This window comes from Massilia antarctica (genome assembly GCF_015689335.1).
GTDB lineage: Bacteria > Pseudomonadota > Gammaproteobacteria > Burkholderiales > Burkholderiaceae_D > Telluria_A > Telluria_A antarctica.
This window is the reverse complement of sequence record NZ_CP065053.1, coordinates 6431209-6448791: the sequence shown is the minus strand read 5'-3', so window position 1 is coordinate 6448791 and position 17583 is coordinate 6431209. Positions and strand designations below refer to the sequence as shown.

The window sequence follows — 17583 nt, the reverse complement described above, 5'->3', positions numbered from 1 at the left end:
CTCTAGTGCGGCAGCAAGGCGCGCCGCACTTCGGCGACGAAGCGGGCCTGGTCGAGACCGCGTTTTTCGGCGCACCGTGGCTCTGTTGCCTGCGCCGCCGCGCCGACCAGGATCGGAATGCGCGCCGTGGCCGGATCGCGCTGCAGCGCCTCGGCCACATCGACCCCGCTCACATCCGGCAGCACCAGGTCAAGCAGAATCAGGTCCGGACGCAGATGCCGGGCCAGGAAAATGGCCTCGCTCCCGGTGTAGGCGCGCACGATGGCATACGCGGGACTGGGCAGTAAGCGGGCGATGGCTTCGACCGCCCTGGGGTCGTGCTCGGCCACCAGCACGGTGTGTGTCCGTTCCAGCGATGGCTGCAAGCCCAGGCCGCTCAGCGAGGCGTGCAACTGGGCATGGCTGACCGGCTTTTGCAACATGGCGGCGGCGCCCCCGGACAGGGCCAGGCTGGTAGCGGCGATACCGGAAATGACCACGACCGGCACCCGCGCCAGCGCCGGGTTCTCGCGCAGGCGCTGGAGGAGCTGCCAGCCATCCATGCCCGGCAAGCCGATGTCGAGTGTGATCAGGCTCAGCGCCTGCCGCGGCGCCAACTCCAGCGCCTGCTCGGCGCTTGCCGCGCGCAGCACGGTAAAGCCTTCCGCTTCGAGCAGCAGGCGCGCCAGCGCCGCGGCCTGATCGTTGTCTTCGACCACCAGGGCGATCCGTTCCGCCTGGAGCGGCGGCGCGGCCGCGATGCCCGCCCGCGCGGGCGCTGGCGCGGCGGCGCCGTGCAGCGCGGGGCGCGCTCCCGGCACCGGCGCGCGCAGCGGCAACCAGACGGCGAAGCGCGATCCCTCGCCCGCCCGGCTGGCGACCGCCACCGTGCCGCCCTGCAGTTCGGCCAGCTGTCTGACCATCGCCAGTCCGAGACCGGTACCTTCGAATTTGCGCGCCAGGCTGCTGTCGATCTGGCTGAAGGCCTGGAACAGGGTCGCCATGTCCGGCTCCGAAATGCCGATGCCGCTGTCGCTGACGCACAGTTCCAGGAAATCGTTGTATTCGTTGTCGGCAAGGGGAAAGCTGTGCACCGGCCATTGACCGGCAAGGTGGCCGACGGCGCGGCGCGCGACGCGCCGCGCGTGCAAGGTGACGGCGCCGCCATTGGCGCTGAATTTGACGGCATTCGACAGCAGGTTGTAGACAATCTGCTTGATCTTGCGGATGTCCAGTTGCGGCGTGCCGAGGTCGTCGCCCACCTTCAGGCTCAGCGCGATGTTCTGGGCCGCGGCTTTTTCGCGCACGATGGTCAGGCTGTCCGGCAAGAGGGTGTGCAGGTCGACCGCATCGAGTTCGAGCGACATCATGCCGGCTTCGACTTTCGACAGGTCCAGGATGTCGTTGATCAGCGAAAGCAAGTGCAGGCCGCTGCTGAAAATGTCGCCGGCGCATTCGTGTTGCAGCGCGCTGGTCTGGCCCAGGAAGCCATCCTTGAGCGCCTCGGAAAAGCCGATGATGGCGTTGAGCGGCGTACGCAGCTCGTGCGACATGGTGGCCAGGAATTCGGACTTCATGCGGCTGGCCCGTTCCAGTTCGATATTTTTCACTTCCAGGGTGTGCTCGAAGCGCTTGCGCTCGGTGACGTCGCGCGCGGCGGCAAACACGCCTTGCAGCTTGCGGTCGCGGTCGTGGAAAGTGGCGGCGTTGTACGACACCACCGTTTCCACCCCGTTGAGGGCGCGCACGGTGAGCTCATAGTCGGTCACCTTGTTTTCCTGGAGCACGCGCTTGATGGCGGCGTCGGCCTGGGTCTGGTCGGTAAAGAATTTCTTGCTGGGGGCGCCGATCAGTTCGTCGCGGGTGCGCCCGGTGAGGGCGACCATTTGCTGGTTCACGTCCGAGATGATGCCTTGCGGGTCGGTCATCATCAAGGCGTCGAGATTCGATTCGATCAGGGAACGGGTGTAGAACTGCTGGTCGCGCAGGCGCTGGTCGAGCAGCGCCTGCGCGGCCTCGACGTGCTTGCGGGCGGTATTGTCGGTGCCGATCAGCAGGTAGCCGATGATGTGCTCGTGGACGTCGCGCAGGGCGGTGACCGAGACGATGGCCGGAAAGCGGCTGCCATCCTTGCGCACATAAGTCAGCTCGTAAATATCCTCGATGCCGCGCGAAGCCTTGAACACCAGCGCTTCAAAGCCCGGCGTGATCGGCGTCTCCAGCTCCAGGCTGAGCGCCTTGGCGCGCGCGATCACTTCCTGGGGATCGGAGATATCGGCCGGCGTGATCCGGTTGACGACGTCCAGCGCGGTATAGCCCAGCATGCGCTCGGCGCCCACGTTGAAAATCTGGATCACCCCCTTTTCATCGGTGGCAATGCTGGAGAAATAGGCGCTGTTGAAAATGGCATGCTGTAAGGCGCCCGTCTTGAGCAAGCTTTCCTGGCGCCGGACTTCAATATTGCCTTCGGTAATTAATTTATGCTCGACGGTGCCAATTTCAAACCCGGGCGTATGCATATGCACTTTCGTGTGAACGACTTTTGATCAGTCTGTGGCACGAAAAGGCGCACTCGCAACTGCGGTACAGGCTTGCCGAAGGGCTGAGGAAAGTGAATTGCCAACGCGGCGAGAAATGTAAAGACGGTTAAAGTATAGCAGCTACCTGTCATTACAATCGCGAAAAAATGTAGGCTTGCAGCAACAGTGAAGCGGTGTCGTTCGCCAGTCGAGCGTAAGGCAGCGATGAGGTGCAACGGTGCTATAACGCCGCCCAAACACAAAAGCCTCCGCGAGCGGAGGCTTTTGTTTGCGACTGTCCGGTTTTCCTTGCAGCGGCAGGGCGGACTTTGTTTAAACGGCAACTAGATGCCGATCGGGTCGGCCATTAACGGTCGCCGTACGAGCTGCGGGTACGCTCGGAGGCCGGACGCGGGTTCGAACCCTTGTAGCCGCCGCCGGCGGTGGCGCCTTCCTTGCGTGGTGCTGCGCCCGGCTTGCTGAAGGTACGCTGGCCTGGCTTGGCGCCGCCGCGGTTGTCGCCTGGTTTCCAGCTGCCTGGACGGGCGGCCGAACGTGGCGCCGACGCGGTTTTCTTTGGCTCGAAGCCTTCGATCACGTTGACCGGAATGAGCTGCTTGGTGAAGCGCTCGATGCGCTTGACGTTCATGCCTTCGGCATGGTTCACCAGCGAGATCGCCAGGCCATTGCGGCCGGCACGGCCGGTACGGCCGATACGGTGCACATAGTCTTCAGGGAACTTCGGCAGGTCGTAGTTGAACACGTGGGTGATGTTCGGGACATCGATACCACGGGCGGCAACGTCGGTTGCGACCAGCACGCGGACCTGGCCGCGGCGCAGGCCGTCCAGGGTACGGTTGCGCGCGCCCTGGTGCATGTCGCCATGCAGTGCGGCTGCCGAGAAACCGGCGATGTTCAGACGGTCGGCGATGGTGTCGGCGTCACGCTTGGTGGCGGTGAACACAACGGCCTGGTCCAGGGTTTCGTCGCGCAGCAGATGGTCGAGCAGGCGGTTCTTGTGCGACAGGTCGTCCACGAAGTGCACGCGCTGCACGATGTTTTCGTGCTTCGAGGCCGAACCGGCGATCTGGATGACCATCGGGTCGGTCGTGATGCGGCGCGCCATGTTGCCGACCATGCCGTCGAGCGTGGCCGAGAACAGCATGGTCTGGCGGTTGGCCGGGGTGGCGGCGATGATTTTTTCGATATCGTCGATGAAACCCATGTCCAGCATGCGGTCGGCTTCGTCCAGCACCAGGATTTCGAGTTCCGAGAAATCGATCTTGCCCGATTCCATATGGTCGATCAGGCGGCCAGGGGTAGCGACCAGGATTTCCGGGTTGCGCGCCAGCAGTTGCATCTGTTTAGGATAAGGCATGCCGCCCAGGATCGACACGGCCTTGATACGGCGGATCTGGGTGCCGTATTTTTCGGTCGCGCTGGTCACTTGCAGTGCCAGTTCGCGGGTCGGGGTCAGCACCAGCATTTTAGGCTGTGCGGCTTTGAAACGTGGACGCTCGCCGCGGGCACGCGCATTTTGCGCTTCCTGGGCTGCGTTCTTGGAAGCCTGCGATTGCTCGGCAACGGCGAATTTGTGGAGTGCTGGCAGCATGAATGCTGCGGTCTTGCCCGAACCGGTCTGCGACGAAACCAGCAGGTCGCGCCCGCTGATGGCGGCAGGAACAGCCTGCTCTTGAACCGGGGTCGGAACGGTGTAACCTGCATCGGTTACTGCTTTTACGATAGACGCGTGGAGGCCTAATGCTTCAAAACTCATTATGTTTTTTTCTTTCGGTATAGATCAGCGCCCGAGCACATGCTCCGAGCGCAAAATAGCAACGCCAACCAACACAACGAAATGACTCAGGATGAAAGAAATTTCGGCACAAAAGCTTTGCGCCGGGACGGTGTCAGGTGCGACACACAAGGCGGGAGGGCTTTATTGAGGGTATCCGTGGGATACGCCTAGGCTTGCGAAGCTGCTAGTTTTACTTCTTTGTAACTGCCAAGGGCCATCGCTTCAGACTGATTGCGAGAAACGTATTGCAGCGCACAAACAACACTATACAGTAGTATCACTGTAGTTGTATAGGTATATCCGAATAGTGCGTATCAAAAAGCTGGATTTACCGGGAAAGTCTTGGTAGATAAAGCGCGCTGGCGGGCGCACCGGAGGCACCCGCCAGCGGCGCTCAGCCGCCGCGCCGTTTGTAGCGCGCGCTGTCGTTGGCTGCCGTTTTGGCGTTGCGGCCGGCGACGCGCGTTTTCAGTTCGGCGACCTTGCCCTTGATGCGCTGGGCGTTGGTCTGCTTTTCAGCGCGGCCACCGCGGCGGCCGGCGCGTTCAGCTTCAAAGGCCATGACCGCGTTGTCGACGACGTGCTCGGCGATATCGGTCTGCACCGAGGTCGAGATTTTCGGGACCAGGATGGTGGAGCCAGCCTTCAGGCGGGTTTGCGCCGGAATATTGTTAGCCTGGCGAATCACTTCCGGCGTGGTGCCGAAACGCGAGGCCAGGGAAGCGATGCTGTCCTTGGCGCCGGTAATCTTGTGCGTGGTCCAGGTCGACAGGGCGCGGCCCCATTGCGCCAGATTCAGGTGGAACTTTGCCGCATTCTCTTGTGGCAACAGAATCTTGGTCTGCTCGCCGCCGGTGATGACCGGGCGGTTAAATTGCGGATTGAGCGCCTTGAATTCCTCGACCGACAGTTCGGCCAGCTGGGCCGCGATGGTCAGGTCGATGTCGCTGGTCTTGTCGACCGTGGTGAAGTAGGGCGTGTTGTCGATCACCGGCAGCGAAACGTGGTACTGGGCCGGGTTGGCGATGATGTTCTTGACCGCCTGCAGTTTCGGCACGTATTCGCGCGTTTCGGGCGGCATGTGCTCGTACAGGCTTTCGTAGTCGGTCGGTTTGCCGAGCGCCTGGTTCTTCTTGATGGCGCGCTGGACATTGCCTTCGCCCCAGTTGTAGGCGGCCAGGGCCAGCGGCCAGTCGCCGAACATGCCGTACAGGCGCTGCAGATAGCTGAGCGCGGCATCGGTCGAGGCCAGCACGCCGCGCCGCTCATCCTTGAACATGTCTTGCTTGAGATTGAAATCCTTGCCGGTGCCGGGCACGAACTGCCACATGCCGGCGGCGTTGGCCTTGGAATAGGCTTGCGGATTGAAGGCCGATTCTATAATCGGCAGCAATGCCAGCTCGGTCGGCATATTGCGTTTCTCAAGTTCCTGGACCACATAGAACAGGTAACGCGAGGCGCGCGCCGAGGTGCGGGCGATATAGTCGGGACGGGAGCTGTACCAGTTGACGTGCTTGGTAACGAGCGCATTGTCGATATCGGGAATGGCGTAACCGGTGCGGATGCGGCCCCAGACGTCGGCTTCCTTGTATTCATCCGCCTTGACGGCGGGGAAGGGCTGGAGCGGAGCTGGCGCAGGCTTGACCGTCGGCGCCAGTGGCGCAACGTTGCTTGAGACGGAGTCGGCCGCGTAGCTGAGCGCAGGCGCGAGCATCAGAACGAGGACTGCAAGTGAAATGGTATTGCGTGTCGTTTTTTGCATAGCGTTCCATTGTTGGGTCCGAAAACAGCCGGACAGACGAATAGATAAGGTCGGAGTGTACGTACCACTTATCGTTTGAGTCAAGTCAAATGTCTGTGTGCGCGGCAAATATTTTGACAACACTTTCAACCAATATTGTTGCATCGGAAAAGACCAATTGCCGGGAGTATGCCTTAAAAGTGCCAGGATGCTATCAGTGTATGGACGGGGCCGTTTTGGATACTCCCGGGGGGTATGTAGGATTTCCTCCTATGGCAGGGATGCGCCGGGGAGCGCTGCGCGGGACCGGCCGGGGCGGGCGCGCAGGTGCCGGGAACAATACCAAAACCGGGGCGGGCTGCGGACCAGGCATCGGCCTCTAAACTACCCCGGCACGCGGGCGCACCTATGAGCTGGCGCAAAGAGTGCGTACAATTTGGGTTTCGCGTCATGCGCTTGCGTTTTCCGCTTGCGCCGCACGCTTCTTCTATTAGTGAAAGCATTGCCATGAGCACCCCCAATCTGAACGCCGACGATGATCAGATCATTGCCGCTACACAACAATGGCTGGAAAAAGCCGTCATCGGGCTCAATCTCTGTCCGTTCGCCAAGGCCGTTCATGTGAAAAAGCAGGTGCGCTATGTCGTTTCCAGCGCGACCACGCCGGAAGTCTTGCTCGAAACCCTGATGAATGAATTGCAACTGCTGTCCGATACCGACCCGGAAGACATCGACACCACCCTGCTGATCCATCCCTTCGTGCTGGGCGACTTCCTCGACTACAACGAATTTCTCGACGTGGCCGATGCCGCGCTGGAAGACATGCAGCTCGACGGCGAATTGCAGGTGGCCAGTTTCCATCCGCAATATCAGTTCGCGGACACCGATATCAACGACATCAGCAACTTCACCAACCGCGCGCCTTACCCCATCCTGCACCTGCTGCGCGAAGACAGCATCGAGCGGGCGGTCGAGGCTTTCCCGGAAGCGTCGGAGATTTTCGATAAAAACATTGAAACCATGGAAAAGCTCGGCCATGACGGCTGGGATTCGCTCGATGTCGGCCCCGCCAAATGATGGCGCCATGAAGGCCCCTGAACGGCCGGACACGCCCTGTGTCGCGGTCTGCTCGACCACGTTCGATGAGATTTGCCGCGGCTGCGGACGCAGCGTGGTGGAAGTGGCGCACTGGGTGTCGATGAGCGATGCCGACAAGGAAGTGGTGTGGGTCCGCATCCTTGCGCAAGGCTACCCTCGCCGCAATACCTGATCCTTGGCCGGCCCCGGGACGAAGCCAGCCTCGCGCTGTTGCCGTCGCATGCGGGCCGGGCAGCGTTCGGTACCGCACGGATACAATTCCCGGAAGAAGCAATACTTGAGGCGAGTCAATTTCTGACTCTTTGCCGACGCCTCGGCGAAAACCCCAGGCGGTACAGGATGCAAAGATGATATTGATAGTCGACGATGATATGGGCATGGCCGAAACCTGCGCGATGTTGCTCGAAACGCATGGATTTGAGGTGGGTATCGCAGCCAGTGGTGCTCAAGCGCTGGCCAGGATCCGGCAAGCGGCACCTGAACTTGTCATTACGGACTGTGTCATGCCGGGGATGAGCGGCCCTGAACTGAGCGCGCGTTTGAAAGCCGATCCATTGACAGCACGACTGCCGGTATTACTTATGAGTGGCTCCTTGCGATGCGAAGTCGGCAAGAATGCAAGTTATGATGGGTTTCTGAGGAAACCATTTTTGGCGGAAAACTTGCTGGCGGAAGTAAGTAGCTTGCTTGCCGCGGCACGCACTGCCGACGACCGTTATGCCAAGGTATAAATGCGTCTTTCCCTTTTTATTCATAGAAATCTCGACGCCATTCTCCAGGAGTGGGAAGATTTCGCGGTGACCCTGGCGCCCCTGGCGGACGCCGACCGGGTCGAGTTGCGCGATCATGCAACCGCGGTATTAAACGTCATCATCACCGATCTGGACACCGCGCAGAACGCCAGCCAGAGTATCGCCAAGTCCAAGGGGCACGGTCCCGTTGCGGCGGGCGACACCGCAGCCGAAGTGCATGCCGCCGCGCGCATGGCGTCCGGCTTGAACAGCGACCAGGTCATGGCCGAATTCCGCGCGCTCCGGTCGAGCGTTCTGCGCTTGTGGGCGCGCAGCGTGCCCATCACCACAGCGGAAGAAATCCAGGATATGGTCCGTTTCAATGAAGCCATCGATCAGGCGCAAAGCGAGTCGATGGCCCGTTATTCGAAACTGCTGCGCGATGCCCAAAGCTTGTTTTTAGCCATTCTCGGGCACGATGTGCGCTCGCCGCTGGGCGCCGTGAGCATGGGCGCTCAAGTCTTGCTGCATGACCAAACCTTGCCTGCCAAGGTACTCAAGGTTGGCCTGAGGATTTTTAACAGTGCAAAACGGGTGGACGAGATCGTGCGCGATCTGCTCGACTTCTCGACCTCGCACTTGGGCGAAGGGATTCCCATCGATCCTTATACGGTTGACCTCGATCAGATATGCCTGAATGTGGTGGAGGAAGCAAGAACCTTCCATCCCGAGCGTCACATCGAGCTTGTTTCCGAGGGCAATTTAGTCGGTACCTGGGATGGACCGCGTTTGGCACAGGCATTTTCCAACTTGATCTCCAATGCCATTCAGCATGGAAAACCGGAGGGCACGATCCGGATCGCTATCAACGGTAGCGCCGCTGACGTGTTGTTTGAGGTAAGGAACGAAGCGGAGGTGATTCCCCCGGCGAAACTGCGAACCCTATTCGATCCCGTGAAAAGCTTCGCCATCCGTCCGCCCAGCGAGCGGAGCATCTCCAGGGTGCAAAATCTCGGCTTGGGCCTGTACGTGGTAAAAGAAATCGTCAAGGCACATGAAGGCCGGATTTCTGTTTCTTCCACTCAAGAGGCTGGGGTAAGCTTTACGATCAGCCTGCCTCGGCTCACGCCCCATCGCAGAGATAGCGACGCGTAGTCCGGGCTTGGCCGGCGCCGCCGTCGCCCCCCCCGGATTGACGCTGCAGGCGCAGGCGCCGCGCGGCTCCCCCACCATCGATGGACCCGGCTTAAAACGCGCCGATGAAATCCTTCTTGCCCACTTCCACGCCGTTATGGCGCAGGATCGCGTACGCGGTGGTGGCGTGGAAATAGAAGTGCGGCAGCGCGTAGTGCACCAGATAGACCTGGCCCTTGAATTGCTTGGCGTTGGCGCCGCTGCTGGTGCTGATGTCGCGCTGGGCGCTCGCTTCGATGCCGTCCTGCGGCAAGCCGTCGATGAACTCCAGGGTCTTGGCGATGCGCTCTTTCAGGTCGGCGAAGGTGTGCTCGCTATCTTCATAGCGCGGCACGTCCACCCCTGCCAGACGGGCGCAGCAGCCCTTGGCGAAGTCGGCGGCAACCTGGACCTGGCGCTGGAAGGGGAACATGTCGGGGTACAGGCGCGCCTGCAACAGGGCGGCCGGTTCGATTTTCTTTTCGGTGGCGTGGGCTTCGGCCTTGTCGATGATGGCCGACAGGCTGGTCAGGATCTGCTTGAAAACGGGCACCGAGGCGTCGTACATGGAAAAAGTCATTGTGAATCCCTTTCAGAAAAATGCTGCGATGATAGCAAGTCGGCGGGTTTCACGCTGAACGGCTCGGATTGTACCGGTGGCGGGCTGTGCGCCATGTCCGCGCCTTGCAAAGCCATCGCGTCAACTGTTTTCATTTTCCCCGTCTGTAAAACGCCTCATCCTCCCGTGCAGTTGGTGACTTGAGGAGAGCTTCCGTGCATAATTCCGTATAGAAAACTTTTATTATCTAACTTTTCACTCAGGCATCTTCCCGTATGCTTTCCAACTTGCTGCATGCTTAGCACGGCCTACCAACGTTTCCGTACCAAGCTCAGCCAGCTGTACGGACTGTCGATTTACGGCGCGCTGATGCTGGTCGTTTTCGGCGGGCTGGTCATTCCTGCCATCATCGGCAGCTACGTGCTGATCGGGGTGCAGGAGCGCACGGCGGCCAAGGCGGTACTGAGCGAGTCGCTGCGCCGCAATGTCGACATCCTCGCCCTCGGCATGCAGGAGTCGCTGTGGAACATGAACGCCGAGTCGGCCCAGTCGCTGGTCGAATCGGTGATGCGCGATCCCTCGGTGCTGCACATCCGGGTGATCGGCCAGTCCGACGCCCAGTTCATCAACATCCATTCGGCCCAGCGTCCGGTAGGCCAGATCTACCGCGCCGAACGCGACATCCTGGTGCGCGGCGAGCGCATCGGCGTGGTCGTGGTCGAGATGGACGATGCCCGCAGCCAGCAGGAATTGCGCAACAAGCAGTCCAACTATGCCTTCGTGCTGGCGTTCCAGCTGACCGTGTCGCTGGTGCTGATCGTCCTGTTCCTCAACAAGCGCCTGCTGGTGCCGTTGCGCCAGCTGATGAAATTTTCCGACCGCCTCTCGCATGGCGACTTCGAAACGCGCCTCGAACTCGAAGGCAGCGATGAACTGGGCCGCCTGGCCAAGCAGATGGAGCAGATGCGGGTCGCCATCAAGCACCTGTTCGAGGACATCGGCCGGCGCGAGGAGCGCTTTCGCACCATCGTCACCCAGGTCCCGGGCGCGGTGTTTCGGGTGCGCCCGGGCGGCTCGATCGATTTCGTCAGCGACGCCATCGAAGACATTTCCGGCTATCCGGCCGCGCTGTTCTTGCGCAGCACCACCGATGCCTGGTCGGACCTGATCTGTCCCGAAGACCGGCGCATGCAGAGCCGCACCGTGCGCGAAGCGATGGCCAGCGGACGCCCGTACGAGATCGAATACCGCATCGTCGACGCCGCCGGCATCGAGCGCTGGGTGTCCGAGAACGGCCAGCCGCAAGCGGGGGCCGTGCCCGAAAAATCGTGGGTGGACGGGATCATCGCCGACATCAGCGAACGCAAAAGCAACGAGATGCGCATCGAAGCGCTGCTGACCGAGCAAAGCGCGATTCTCGACAACGTCATGTTCGGCGTGATGTTCGTGCGCGAGCGCCGCATCGTGTCGGCCAACCGCCGCTGCGAAGACCTGTTCGGCTACGCCAGCGGCGAGATGACCGGCAAGCTGGCCGACATCCTGTACCCGAGCCACGACGAATTCGTGCGCGCCGGCGAACAGCAATACGCGGCCCTGGCGGAGGACAACGACTACAACGAAGAGCGCCAGTACTTGAAAAAGGATGGCAGCGCCTTCTGGTGCCGCGTGAGCGGCTGCGCGCTCGACCCGGCCCGCCCCAACGGCGGCAGCATCTGGGTCTATGCCGACGTCACCGAACGGCGCGAGGCCGAGGAAAAACTGCGTCTGTCGGCCACGGTGCTCGAACATATCGCCGATGCCGTCGTGGTCATCGACGTCGACCTTGGTATCGTTGCCGTCAATCCGGCCTTCACCCGGATCACGGGCTTCAGCGAAAGCGACGCGGTCGGCAAGGATGTGCGCCTGACCCGCTCGCCCACCGAAAATGCGGCCGTGTACCAGCAGATGTGGGCCGAACTGGGCCAAGCCGGTTTCTGGCGCGGCGAGCGCTGGGACACGCGCAAGAACGGCGACGTTTATCTGCAATGGCTGACCGTGTCGGCGGTGCGCGACGATCACGGCGTCACCACCCACTACGTGGCCGTGTTCAGCGACATCACCAAGGCCAAGCAATCGCAGGAGCAGCTCGATCACATGGCGCACCACGATTCGCTCACGGCGCTGCCCAACCGCCTGCTGTTCCACGACCGCCTGCTGCATGCGCTCAAGCGCGCCGCGCGCGACGGCCAGCAGCTGGCGGTGCTGTTCATCGATCTCGATCGCTTCAAGAACGTCAACGACACGCTCGGCCACCACGTCGGCGACGAGCTGCTCAAGCAGGTCGCCGCGGCCTTGCAGGGCAAGCTGCGCGAAGGCGACACCCTGGCGCGCCTGGGCGGGGACGAATTCATCGTCCTGCTCGAAAATGTCAGCGGCCAGTCCGGCGCCGGCCAGGTGGCCGAAAAACTGATGGCCATGTTCGAGCAGCCTTTCATCGTGTCCGACTACGAGTTGTTCGTCACCGGCAGCGTCGGCATCAGCGTGTTCCCGGACGACGCGGCCGACCTGAATATGTTGATCCGTAATGCCGACGTGGCCATGTACCAGGCCAAGGCGCGCGGGCGCAACGGCTACCAGTTCTACGCGCCGTCGATGACCGGCGAAGGCGTCGAGCGCCTGCGCATGGAAGCGATGCTGCGCCGCTCGATCGACAAGAACGAGATCTTCCTCAATTACCAGCCGCAGGTTGAAATCGATAGCGGCCGCCTGATCGGGGTCGAGGCGCTGGTGCGCTGGAATAATCCGGAACTGGGCAACGTGCCGCCGGTGCGCTTCATTCCGCTGGCCGAGGACACCGGTTTCATCAACCAGCTCGGCAAGTGGGTGCTGGACGAAGCCTGCCGCCAGATGATCCGCTGGGAAGCGGCCGGCCTGCACGTGCCGAAGATCGCGGTCAACCTGTCGGTCAAGCAGTTCGAGCGCGGCAGCATCGTCAACATGGTGGCCGATATCCTCAAGGAGACCGGCCTGGCGCCCCAGCGCCTGCAGCTCGAAGTGACCGAGTCGGTGATCATGAATACGGGCGACGCGCTGGTCTTCATCAACGACCTGCACTCGATCGGCGTGGGGCTGGCGATCGACGATTTCGGTACCGGCTATTCGTCGCTGGCCTACCTCAAGCAGTTGCCGGTGCAGACCTTGAAAATCGACCGCAGCTTCATCAAGGATATCTCGACCGACGTGAACGACGAGGCGATCGCCATCGCCATCATCCAGCTTGGCAAGAGCATGAACCTGTCGGTGATCGCCGAGGGCGTCGAGACCGAGGAGCAGGCCGCCTTTTTGCTGCGCCACGGCTGCAACCTGGCGCAGGGCTACCTGTACAGCCGCCCGGAACTGCCCGAAACGATCCTGACGCGCTGGCCGGCACGCTTGCCGGCGTAAACACGCACTGCCCGCGCCGGGCGGCATGCTACAGTGCCATTCCGCGCGTACGCACGCCATGAGAATGCAATGAGCCAGACTACACCGAAGAACAAGACCCGCCGCCGTTTTCTGCTTGGCGGCCTCGCCGCCGGCGGCGCCCTGGTGGTGGGCTGGGGCATCCAGCCGCCGCGCCAGCGCCTGCACACGGCGCAGCCCTTGCCGGTGTCCGGCGGCGCCGTGGCGCTGAACGGCTGGGTGGCGATCGCGCCCGACGGCACGGTGTCGGTGGTGGTGCCGCGCTGCGAAATGGGGCAGGGCGTGAACACCGCGCTGCCGATGCTGCTGGCCGAGGAGCTCGACGTGCCGCTGGCGCAGGTGCGCATCACCCAGGCGCCGATCGACAAGATCTTCAGCAATCTCGAAGTGCTGCGCGAAAACCTGCCGTTCCATCCCGATGACCGCGGCAGTGTCAAGGAAGGCGCGCAGTGGATGCTCGCAAAAGTGGCGCGCGAGCTGGGGATCATGATGACCGGCGGGTCGAGCAGCGTCAAGGATGCCTGGCTGCCGATGCGCGAAGCGGGCGCCGTGGCGCGCGCCATGCTGATCGCTGCCGCGGCGCAGGAATGGGGCGTGCCGGCCGCGCAGTGCAAGGGGATGGGAGGCTTCGTGGTCCACCAGGGCGGCAAGCGCGCCTCGTACGGCAGCCTGGCCGCCAAGGCGGCGGCGGCCGGCCTCGATATCGCCGCCTCCGACGTGCGTCTCAAGGAACCGGGCGAATTCACCCTGATCGGCACGCCCCAGGCGCGCCGCGATTCGCCGGCCAAGGTCAATGGCAGCGCCATGTTCGGGATCGACGCGCGCCCGCCCGGCATGCTGTACGCGGCGGTGGCGATGTCGCCGGTGGTGGGCGGCACGGTCGCCTCGTTCGATGCCGCCAGGGCGAAGGCAATGCCGGGTGTGAAGGGCGTGGTCGACGTGTCGTCCGCGCTGTCCGGGCAAACCGGCGCCGGCGCCGGTGTGGCGGTGATCGCCGATTCGTACTGGCGCGCGCGCCAGGCCTTGGGTGCCCTGGCCGTCAAGTGGAACGAGGGCGTCAATGCCGGCTTGTCGAGCGCCGATATTTTCAAGGGCTTCGCCGGCGCCCTCGATACCGAATCGGGCTTCACCTATTACAAGCATGGCGACGTGACGGCGGCCGCGGGCGCGGTCAAGACCATCCGGGCCGAATACCGCGCGCCTTTCCTCGCCCATGCGACCATGGAACCGATGAATTGCACCGCGCAGGTCGCGGGCGGCAAGGTGAGGTTGTGGGCCTCGACTCAGGTGCCGAGCATCTGCGTCGATATGGCGGCCAAGGTGGCTAATGTGAGCCGCGCCGACGTATCGGTCGACGTGCTGCTGCTGGGCGGCGGCTTCGGGCGCCGCCTGGAGGTGGACATGGTGGCGCAGGCGGTGGCCGTCGCCATGGCGGCCGGCGGCAAGCCGGTGCAGCTGGTCTGGTCGCGCGAGGACGACATGACGCACGATGTGTACCGTCCGGCCGCGCTGGCGCGTTTCACCGGCAAGGTCGATGCCCGGGGCGGCATCGTCAGCTACGACAACAAGTCGGTCAGCGGCTCGATCGGGCATCAGTATTTTCCGCGTAACCTGGGCCTGCCCGGCGTCGGCCCGGACAAGACCACGGCCGAAGGCGAGTACGACATGCAGTACGAGATCGACAACCAGCGCGTGGTGCACGTGATCGTCGACAGCCAGGTGCCGCTCGGTTACTGGCGTTCGGTCGGCCACTCGCACAATGCGTTTTTCAAGGAGAGCTTCATCGACGAACTGGCGCATGCCGCCGGCCAGGATGGGGCGCCCTTCCGGCGCGCGCTGCTGGCGCGCCATCCGCGCCACCTGGCGGTGCTCGACGCCGCCCTGGCCAGGGCCGGCACGGCGCCAGAGGGCCGCGCGCACGGCGTGGCGTTGCACCAGTCGTTCGGCAGCATCGTGGCGCAGGTGGCCGAGGTATCGGTGACGGACAAGCAGATCCGCGTGCACCGCGTGGTGTGCGCGATCGATTGCGGCCTGGCGGTCAATCCGAACATCATCGCGCAGCAGATGGAGTCGGCGGTGGTGTTCGGCCTGTCGGCCGCGCTGGCTGGCGAGATCACGCTCAAGAACGGGAGGGTCGAGCAGGGCAATTTTGGCGACTATCCGGTGCTGCGGATCGACAGCGCGCCCGAGGTGGAGACGGTGATCATCAAGAGCGCCGAGCCGCCCGAAGGCGTGGGCGAGCCGGGCACCCCGCCGATCGCGCCGGCCGTGGCGAACGCGGTATTCAAACTGACCGGGCAGCGCTTGCGCAGCCTGCCGCTGCGCCTGGCGTAGCTGCCGTCGGGCGGGTTGATGGCGCGCACGTTATAGTGGTGACGCGTGCTCGCAGGAAGGCGATTTCGTCAGGGGGAGAGAAGGCGAATCATGTCGGCCATGCCGCCGCCGTGACGGACAGGGTGCTTACATGACGCCCGGCGTACGCTCTCGGAACTCCCGCTCGGCCTGGCGCACCTTGCGCAGCTGCGCCTGGCGTTCCGGACGCCGGTTGTCTTCGATGAGCAAGTTGATCTCGTCGGTGCTGAGCACATTGGCAAGCATGCGCGCCTTGAGGACGGTGATGTTGTCGAACGAGACGCGCTGCTTCACCTTGGCGACCGCGCGCAAGCGCCGGGTCCGGTTTTTGGTATTGTCGCCCCGGGCGAGGATGCCGGCCATCATGACCATCGGCGTGATGCGCTCCTCGAACTCTTCCCGGTCGCCAGGGATCTCGCGCAGGAAGGTTTGCAGCAACGCATCGTTCGGTGCGGGCGGCGGCATGGCAGGGATGGGCATGGGCGGCCCTTTGCCGTCGTTGAGCTCTGAAAACGCTGCCTTGACGTATTGCTGGATCGCCGGCAGGTGCGCGAGCAGCGCCGGGATCCATTTCTGGTTGGTCACTTTCCCGGCCTGGCTCCTGGCATGCGCGATCATGTCCTGCACATCGCTGTCGCTCAGCTCTTGCTGGTAGCTTGCGATGGCGAGCGGTGCCAGTTTCTCCCAGGTCAGGTCAGTGCTGGCCATCTCCTTGAAGAGGTCCATGAACAATTTTTTGCTTTCCTTTTGTACCGGATCGCGCTCGTTGCGCCAGGCTTCCTCGTGGCCCTTCTCGATCGCCTCGGTGGCAATGTTCAGGTGAGCCTCGGTACCGGTGACCTGGAAATACTCGCGGATGCGCGCTTCGGTGGCGGGAGCCGCCTGGGCGGCCTGGCACAGGACCAGGCTGGCGAGGACAAGGTGTCCGACGAAACGGACTGCGGAAGACAGGGATGCGTGCATCGAGGCTCTTTTTTGAAATCGTGGTGAAAGCTTACGGGCGCCGCGCCAGCGCCGTGTCGCGCATCCACTGGTTGGAGGCGGGAACGAACAGCAGGATGGTCCCGGCCAGCACGATGAGCTGGGTGAGCACCGCCAGGGAGCCGTACAGGGCCGACACCACAAACGCGGTTTTGAAGGCATTGATGGAATTGAGGAAACCGAAGACGGCCACCACGAGCCAGATCCAGCGTGCCACGTTCGAGGCGCGCGCGATAAAGTACATCAGCAATATCAGGAGAAGCGCGCCGACGACCAGACTGCCGTACACCGTATTTTTCACCCAGCCCGTGCCGAGCGACACGCTCTGGGCGGCCAGCACGTCGGGCATGTAGATCAGCGAGATGACCATGCCGGCAAGCGAGGAGAGCACGCACAGCGCCATGCCCAGGGTGACCGTGCGGGGGCGTGCCGGCAGTGCCACCGCGGCGGGCGCCGCGCCGGCCAGCGTGCCCGGCGGCGCGTACGGATGGTAGGCCTGGCCGTCGGCCGGGGCGGTGCCCTGGTAGGCCGCCGGCGTGGCCGCCTGCCGGCGCGGGTTGTCGCGCAGCTCCCTGAGCCGGCGGAACCACGCATTGCTCGAAGGCGCGAACAGCAGGCAGGTGAGCACGGCCTGCAAGACGAACAGGCCGCACTTCACCATGGCCGCGCCCGGTGCGAACAGGAACATCGGGCCGACCCACACCAGCGCCAGTCCGCTGCCGGCCAGCATGCACAGGAGCAGCCAGACCCAGCGCGCCCAGCTGTGTCCGAACGCGATCAGCGCCAGCATGCCGCCCGCCATCGCCGTCACGAACAGGATGGTGTTCATGTCGCCGGCGCGCATCGCCTCGTGGGGGAGCGTTTTGGTCTGGGTAAGACTGAGCATGTAATTCACCCGGTCGGACAGGAAGGCGAGGTCGATCGCGGTGATCAGCACGATGCACAGGGCCAGGAGCATCAGCGCCACCAGCAGCAGGCGCGGGCGTGGCGAGTTGACGCCATAGTTCGCCGCGGCCGCGAAAAAGCCGCCGGCGGGTACGGCGTCCGGGGAAGGGTGTGGGTTCATGGCGTTCTCGTCAAGAGGTTGGGGGGTGTGCCCCGGCATCGACACCGGCGGCCTGCATGATGCTGCCGCCCGCATAGTGACTGTGCAAGGCGGGCCATGATGGAAATGTACACATATCCGCGCGCCGGGTCCATCGGCGCACGGC

General features: G+C 63.1%; 12 protein-coding genes. 6 read left to right on the top strand and 6 right to left on the bottom strand.

What is annotated here, in order from left to right; translation table 11 throughout:
• Nucleotides 1-2: 2 nt before the first annotated feature.
• The 3 genes from IV454_RS28285 to IV454_RS28275 form a co-directional block, all read right to left on the bottom strand.
• Entirely contained in the window at nt 3-2498 is a 2496-nt protein-coding gene (locus IV454_RS28285; RefSeq protein WP_206088864.1) for a response regulator, read from the bottom strand.
• Between the two features lie 367 nt (nt 2499-2865).
• Nucleotides 2866-4275: a DEAD/DEAH box helicase gene (locus tag IV454_RS28280; RefSeq protein ID WP_054263182.1), complete on the bottom strand. Its 1410-nt coding sequence runs from the start codon at nt 4273-4275 to the stop codon at nt 2866-2868.
• 415 nt (nt 4276-4690) lie between these two features.
• Nucleotides 4691-6058, bottom strand: a complete 1368-nt coding sequence (locus tag IV454_RS28275) for a transglycosylase SLT domain-containing protein (RefSeq protein WP_206088863.1) — start codon at nt 6056-6058, stop codon at nt 4691-4693.
• A 486-nt stretch (nt 6059-6544) separates the two neighbouring features.
• Between IV454_RS28275 and IV454_RS28270 the strand changes: the two genes are divergently transcribed.
• From IV454_RS28270 to IV454_RS28255, 4 genes are all read left to right on the top strand, one after another.
• Nucleotides 6545-7114, top strand: coding sequence for a DUF1415 domain-containing protein (locus tag IV454_RS28270; RefSeq protein ID WP_054263180.1), 570 nt, complete (start codon nt 6545-6547; stop codon nt 7112-7114).
• Nucleotides 7095-7307, top strand: coding sequence for a DUF1289 domain-containing protein (locus IV454_RS28265; protein WP_206088862.1), 213 nt, complete (start codon nt 7095-7097; stop codon nt 7305-7307). Before IV454_RS28270 ends, IV454_RS28265 begins: the two co-directional genes overlap by 20 nt.
• A gap of 175 nt (nt 7308-7482) precedes the next feature.
• Nucleotides 7483-7866 carry a response regulator gene (locus IV454_RS28260; protein ID WP_206088861.1) on the top strand — a complete coding sequence of 128 codons (384 nt, stop codon included), beginning with the start codon at nt 7483-7485 and terminating at the stop codon, nt 7864-7866.
• Complete coding sequence (locus tag IV454_RS28255; RefSeq protein WP_206088860.1) at nt 7867-9021, top strand: sensor histidine kinase; 1155 nt, start codon at nt 7867-7869, stop codon at nt 9019-9021.
• 91 nt (nt 9022-9112) lie between these two features.
• Here IV454_RS28255 and IV454_RS28250 read toward each other — a convergent pair whose 3' ends face one another.
• Nucleotides 9113-9619, bottom strand: a complete 507-nt coding sequence (locus tag IV454_RS28250; protein ID WP_206088859.1) for a DUF1993 domain-containing protein — start codon at nt 9617-9619, stop codon at nt 9113-9115.
• 273 nt (nt 9620-9892) lie between these two features.
• On the opposite strand from IV454_RS28250, the gene IV454_RS28245 reads away from it, so the two are divergent.
• Both IV454_RS28245 and IV454_RS28240 read left to right on the top strand, forming a co-directional pair.
• On the top strand, nt 9893-13021 hold the full coding sequence (locus IV454_RS28245; RefSeq protein WP_206088858.1) for a bifunctional diguanylate cyclase/phosphodiesterase: 3129 nt from the start codon (nt 9893-9895) through the stop codon (nt 13019-13021).
• Between the two features lie 69 nt (nt 13022-13090).
• Nucleotides 13091-15373: a xanthine dehydrogenase family protein molybdopterin-binding subunit gene (locus IV454_RS28240; RefSeq protein ID WP_206088857.1), complete on the top strand. Its 2283-nt coding sequence runs from the start codon at nt 13091-13093 to the stop codon at nt 15371-15373.
• 126 nt (nt 15374-15499) lie between these two features.
• Here IV454_RS28240 and IV454_RS28235 read toward each other — a convergent pair whose 3' ends face one another.
• Both IV454_RS28235 and IV454_RS28230 read right to left on the bottom strand, forming a co-directional pair.
• Nucleotides 15500-16354, bottom strand: coding sequence for a DUF2059 domain-containing protein (locus IV454_RS28235; RefSeq protein ID WP_206088856.1), 855 nt, complete (start codon nt 16352-16354; stop codon nt 15500-15502).
• A 31-nt stretch (nt 16355-16385) separates the two neighbouring features.
• Nucleotides 16386-17438, bottom strand: a complete 1053-nt coding sequence (locus IV454_RS28230) for a hypothetical protein (RefSeq protein ID WP_206088855.1) — start codon at nt 17436-17438, stop codon at nt 16386-16388.
• Nucleotides 17439-17583: the final 145 nt, after the last annotated feature.